This is a genomic window from Pseudomonas tehranensis, assembly GCF_014268615.1.
In the GTDB taxonomy this organism is placed as follows: Bacteria; Pseudomonadota; Gammaproteobacteria; order Pseudomonadales; family Pseudomonadaceae; genus Aquipseudomonas; species Aquipseudomonas tehranensis.
The window spans coordinates 1-5,005 of sequence record NZ_JABWQV010000315.1 but is presented as its reverse complement, the minus strand read 5'-3'; the positions used below and the strand labels follow the sequence as shown (position 1 = coordinate 5,005).

Below are 5,005 nucleotides of genomic sequence, written 5' to 3'. Positions count from 1 at the left end.
ATCGCGAGCAGGCTCGCTCCCACAGGGTTTCGTGCCGGATACAAAATGTGTGTTCATCACAAATCCCCTGTGGGAGCGAGCCTGCTCGCGATAGCGCCCTATCAGACACCACAAGACTAAAGTCCTGCGCTTTCAGCTCCCCCCACCAAGCCGTATAGTTGCCTCATTCAAAGCGTTCTACGAGATTCCCATGACCCAGGACACCCCGTACATCTTCGACGCCACCACCGCCGATTTCGACCAGTCGGTGATCGCCAACTCTTTTCACAAACCGGTGCTGGTGGATTTCTGGGCCGAGTGGTGCGCGCCGTGCAAGGCGCTGATGCCAATGCTGCAGGGCATTGCCGAGAGTTATCAGGGCGAACTGCTGCTGGCCAAGGTCGACTGCGACATCGAGCAGGACATCGTCGCCCGCTTCGGCATTCGCAGCTTGCCTACCGTGGTGCTGTTCAAGGACGGCCAGCCCGTCGACGGTTTCGCCGGGGCCCAGCCGGAGTCCGCCGTGCGGGCAATGCTCGAACCTCATGTACAGATGCCGCCTCCGGCCGCCGCCGACCCGTTTGAACAGGCCCAGGCGCTGTTCGACGAGGGGCGTTTCGCTGATGCCGAGGCCGTACTCACTGCACTGCTGGGGGAAGACAATACCAACGCCAAGGCCCTGATCCTGTATGCCCGTTGCCTGACCGAGCGCGGCGAGCTGACAGAAGCACAGACTGTGCTCGACGCGGTGAAAAGCGACGAGCACAAAGCCGCACTGGCCGGGGCCAAGGCGCAGATTCAGTTCCTCGGCCTGGCCAAGGATCTGCCGGACGCCGCCGATCTCAAGGCCCGCCTGGCGAAAGATCCGCAAGATGACGAAGCGGTGTATCAACTGGCAATCCAGCAATTGGCCCGCCAGCAGTATGAGCCGGCCCTCGATGCGCTGCTCAAGCTGTTTATCCGCAACCGCAGTTACAGCGAAGGCCTGCCCCACAAGACCTTGCTGCAAGTCTTCGAATTGCTGGGCAACGACCATCCGCTGGTGACGACCTATCGCCGCAAGCTGTTCGCGGCGTTGTACTAAATACACCGCACACCCCTGTAGGAGCTGCCGAAGGCTCGGGCCGCGTTCGGACGATCTTTTGATCTTTTGATCTTTTGATCTTTCGCTTGGGATTCAAGCGTCAGGGGTAAAGATCGCAGCCTCGCTTCGCTCGTCAGCTCCTACACAGCGCCTACGCGGTTTCGTGCCAGCTGTAGAGCGGTGTATCGCCGCCGCTGATGACTTTCACGTCCGGGCTATGGCGCAAGCGCACTAACAGGCGTTTGCCGGCCGGGGCGCTGCCGGTCAGGCCTTCGAGCTGTTCCAGCAGGTCCGGGCCGCTCAACTGCCCGGCCTTGCGCAGCAGCTCCCTGGCGATCTGCCACAAGGCATCGTCCTGATTGGCCGGCCGGCTCGCAGGCGTCGCCGCGTTATCGGGTTTGACCGCTTGCAACTGCGCGCCGAGCTGCGCCCAGTCGCCCTCATCCATGTCGATCGACAAGTCCACCGGCCAATCACCGACGGTTCCGCGTATCCGCAACATTACCGTGCTCCTGAAAATTTCATGTGCCCATGCTCCCATGGGCCTTGCGCGACGCCAAGCAGCCGGTCAAACTCTGCGCACTTTCGTTATAAGATTACATAACAGAACACTCATTTTATCTGGAGACTCGTCATGCGCCGTCTGCTTCTCGCCCTGCCGTTCGCCCTGCTGCCCTTGGCTGTCGCCCATGCGGCGGTCGAGCATGACCACGATCATGATCACGCGCACGGCAGCCTCGGCGCCCATGAACACGGTGTCGGCCGGCTGAATGCTGCACTGGATGGCCAAACCCTGGAACTGGAGCTGGAAAGCCCGGCGATGAACCTGGTGGGCTTTGAACACGCCGCCACCAGCGATGCCGACAAGGCCAAGGTCGCCGCCGTGCGTGCGCAACTGGACAAGCCGCTGGCGCTGTTCAGCCTGCCCGCCGCCGCCAAATGCACCGTGGCCCAGCAGGAACTGGAAAGCCCGTTGTTTGGCGATGAACCGGACCACGATGACCACGACGAAGATGATCATGGCGACGAACACCACGGCGAACACAGTGAAATCCATGCCCACTACCAGTTCACCTGCGCCACACCAGGGGCGCTGAAGAACCTGGACCTGGCGACCCTGTTCAAAACCTTCCCGGCCACCCAGAAAATTCAGGTACAACTGATCAGCCCGAGCGGCCAGCAAGGCGTGGAAGTGACGGCCAAGGCACCTGCCCTGAAGTTCTGATCCACTGCACAACCCAATGTGGGAGCTTGGTGGGAGCAAAGCTTGCTCGCGATAGCGGTCTAACGGTCAACATCCAAATTGAATGTGATGGCCTCATCGCGAGCAAGCTCAGCTCCCACAGGTCTCCTGCAGGTTCCACTTTGAAGCGGTAAACATGACCCAAGCACTCATCGAACTGTCCGACCTGGGCTTCAGCTGGCCCGGGCATCCGCCGTTGCTGGATATTCCGGCCTTTCGCCTGGAAGCGGGTGAAACCTTGTTCCTCAAGGGGCCGAGCGGCAGCGGCAAGACCACGCTGCTGGGGCTTCTGGGCGGCGTCCAGACACCGGACCGTGGCAGCATTCGCCTGCTTGGCCAGGAACTCACTGAACTGGGCGCCGGGGCCCGCGACCGTTTTCGCGTGGACCACACCGGCTATATCTTCCAGCAATTCAACCTGCTGCCATTTCTCTCGGTGCGTGAGAACGTTGAACTGCCCTGTCACTTCTCGAAACTGCGTGCACAACGGGCGATCCAGCGTCACGGCAGCGTCGATCAAGCCGCTGCCACGCTGCTGGCGCATCTGGGCCTGACCGACACAAATCTGCTTGGGCGCCGCGCCGACTCGCTGTCCATCGGCCAGCAGCAACGGGTCGCGGCCGCCCGGGCGTTGATCGGCCAACCGGAACTGGTGATCGCCGACGAACCCACCTCGGCCCTGGACTACGATGCCCGGGAAAACTTCCTGCGGCTGTTGTTCGCCGAATGCCGCGCGGCCGGGTCGAGCCTACTGTTCGTCAGCCACGACCAGAGCCTGGCGCCGCTGTTCGACCGCCACCTCTCGCTGGCCGATCTCAATCGCGCCGCCACGCCACTCGAGGTCTGAGATGTATTTGTTCCGTCTTGCCATGGCCAGCCTGGCGAACCGCCGTTTCACCGCGATCCTCACCGCTTTCGCCATCGCCCTTTCGGTGTGCCTGCTGCTGGCGGTAGAGCGGGTACGCACCGAGGCGCGGGCCAGTTTCGCCAGCACCATCAGCGGCACCGACCTGATCGTCGGTGCTCGCTCGGGTTCGGTGAACCTGCTGCTGTATTCGGTGTTTCGCATCGGCAACGCCACCAACAACATTCGCTGGGACAGCTTCGAGCAGTTCGCCAGCAACCCGAAAGTGAAATGGGCGATCCCCATGTCCCTGGGCGATTCCCATCGCGGTTACCGGGTGATGGGCACGACCGAGGCCTACTTCGAGCATTATCAGTACGGTCGCCGGCAACACCTGGCACTGGCCGAGGGCCGCGCCTTCGCCACCGATCCATTCGAAGTGGTGCTCGGCGCCGAAGTAGCCGAGGCGCTGCATTACAAGCTCGGTGACAAACTGGTGCTGGCCCACGGCGTGGCGGTGGTCAGCCTGGTCAAGCACGATGACAAGCCCTTCACCGTGGTCGGCATTCTCAAGCGCACCGGCACCCCGGTGGACCGCACGTTGCATATCAGCCTCGGCGGCATGGAAGCGATCCACATCGACTGGAAAAACGGTGTGCCGGCCCAGGGCAAGGGCCGCATCAGCGCCGAACAGGCCCGCAACATGGACCTGACGCCCAAAGCGATCACCGCGTTCATGCTTGGCCTCAACAGCAAGATTTCCACCTTCGCCTTGCAGCGCGAGATCAACGAGTTCCGCGGCGAGCCGTTGCTGGCGATCCTGCCCGGCGTAGCGTTGCAAGAGTTATGGAGTCTGATGGGCACCGCGGAAAAAGCCCTGTTCGTGATTTCGCTGTTCGTGGTGCTGACCGGCCTGATCGGCATGCTCACGGCGATCCTCACCAGCCTCAACGAGCGGCGCCGGGAGATGGCAATCCTGCGCTCGGTGGGCGCGCGGCCGTGGCACATCGCGACCCTGCTGGTGCTCGAAGCCTTCGCCCTGGCGCTGGCCGGGGTCGCCGCCGGGCTGGCCCTGCTGTACATCGGCATCGCCGCCGCGCAGGGTTATGTGCAGTCGGCCTATGGCTTGTATCTGCCCTTGGCCTGGCCAAGCGAATATGAATGGACGCTGATGGCTGGCATCCTGGTCGCCGCTTTACTGATGGGCAGCGTGCCGGCCTGGCGCGCCTATCGCCAATCGTTGGCCGATGGCCTGTCGATCCGTTTATGAGGACGTTGAAGATGCCCCGCGCTTTGCTTGCGCTGTTGATGACGGTCGCCCTGCCGCTGTGGGCGGCCGAACCGAGGGACCTGGCCTGGTCGGAAATGATCCCGCCGGACGCCCCGGCGGAAGTGCCGAACATGACCCCGCTGCACGACCTGTCGCAGATGAGCGATGCCCTGGCCGCCGAAGCGGCCCCGGCGGCCAAGCAGGATTTGCCCAACGCGCCGGTGGTCAAGGAACTCGACGGCCAGCAGATTCGTTTGCCGGGTTACATCGTGCCGCTGGAAGTCAGCGAGGAAGGCCGCACCACGGACTTTTTGTTGGTGCCGTATTTCGGCGCTTGCATCCACGTACCGCCACCGCCGTCGAATCAGATCGTGCATGTGAAAAGTGAAATCGGGGTCAAGCTCGACGAGTTGTACCAGCCGTACTGGGTCGAAGGGCCGATGCAGGTCAAGCCGTCCACCAGTGAACTGGCCGATGCCGGGTATCAGATGGCGGCTGAGAAGATTTATGTGTATGAGCTGCCGGAGTGAGCCTGGTAGCAATGTGTTGTTGATCAGATAGCTATCGCGAGCAGGCTCGCTCCCA

The 5,005-nt window shown here is 62.4% G+C and carries 6 protein-coding genes; 5 read left to right on the top strand and 1 reads right to left on the bottom strand.

The genetic code is table 11. The features are described 5' to 3' along the window. The first annotated feature begins 190 nt into the window (after window positions 1–190). Window positions 191–1,063: a thioredoxin gene (trxA, locus tag HU811_RS24820; RefSeq protein ID WP_092394798.1), complete on the top strand. Its 873-nt coding sequence runs from the start codon at window positions 191–193 to the stop codon at window positions 1,061–1,063. Between the two features lie 151 nt (window positions 1,064–1,214). On the opposite strand, the gene HU811_RS24815 is transcribed toward trxA, so the two are convergent. Next, entirely contained in the window at window positions 1,215–1,565 is a 351-nt protein-coding gene (locus HU811_RS24815) for a hypothetical protein (RefSeq protein WP_092394801.1), read from the bottom strand. A gap of 132 nt (window positions 1,566–1,697) precedes the next feature. Here HU811_RS24815 and HU811_RS24810 point away from each other — a divergent pair, with 132 nt between their 5' ends. The 4 genes from HU811_RS24810 to HU811_RS24795 all read left to right on the top strand — a co-directional run bounded on the left by HU811_RS24810 (window position 1,698) and on the right by HU811_RS24795 (window position 4,950). Further along, the gene (locus tag HU811_RS24810; RefSeq protein ID WP_186658627.1) at window positions 1,698–2,288 is read left to right on the top strand and encodes a DUF2796 domain-containing protein; all 591 of its coding nucleotides are present in this window, start codon (window positions 1,698–1,700) and stop codon (window positions 2,286–2,288) included. A gap of 154 nt (window positions 2,289–2,442) precedes the next feature. Continuing rightward, on the top strand, window positions 2,443–3,153 hold the full coding sequence (locus tag HU811_RS24805; RefSeq protein WP_092394807.1) for an ABC transporter ATP-binding protein: 711 nt from the start codon (window positions 2,443–2,445) through the stop codon (window positions 3,151–3,153). A 1-nt stretch (window position 3,154) separates the two neighbouring features. Further along, the gene (locus HU811_RS24800; protein ID WP_186658626.1) at window positions 3,155–4,420 is read left to right on the top strand and encodes an ABC transporter permease; all 1,266 of its coding nucleotides are present in this window, start codon (window positions 3,155–3,157) and stop codon (window positions 4,418–4,420) included. A gap of 11 nt (window positions 4,421–4,431) precedes the next feature. After that, window positions 4,432–4,950: a DUF3299 domain-containing protein gene (locus HU811_RS24795; RefSeq protein ID WP_186658625.1), complete on the top strand. Its 519-nt coding sequence runs from the start codon at window positions 4,432–4,434 to the stop codon at window positions 4,948–4,950. The last annotated feature ends 55 nt before the right edge of the window (window positions 4,951–5,005 follow it).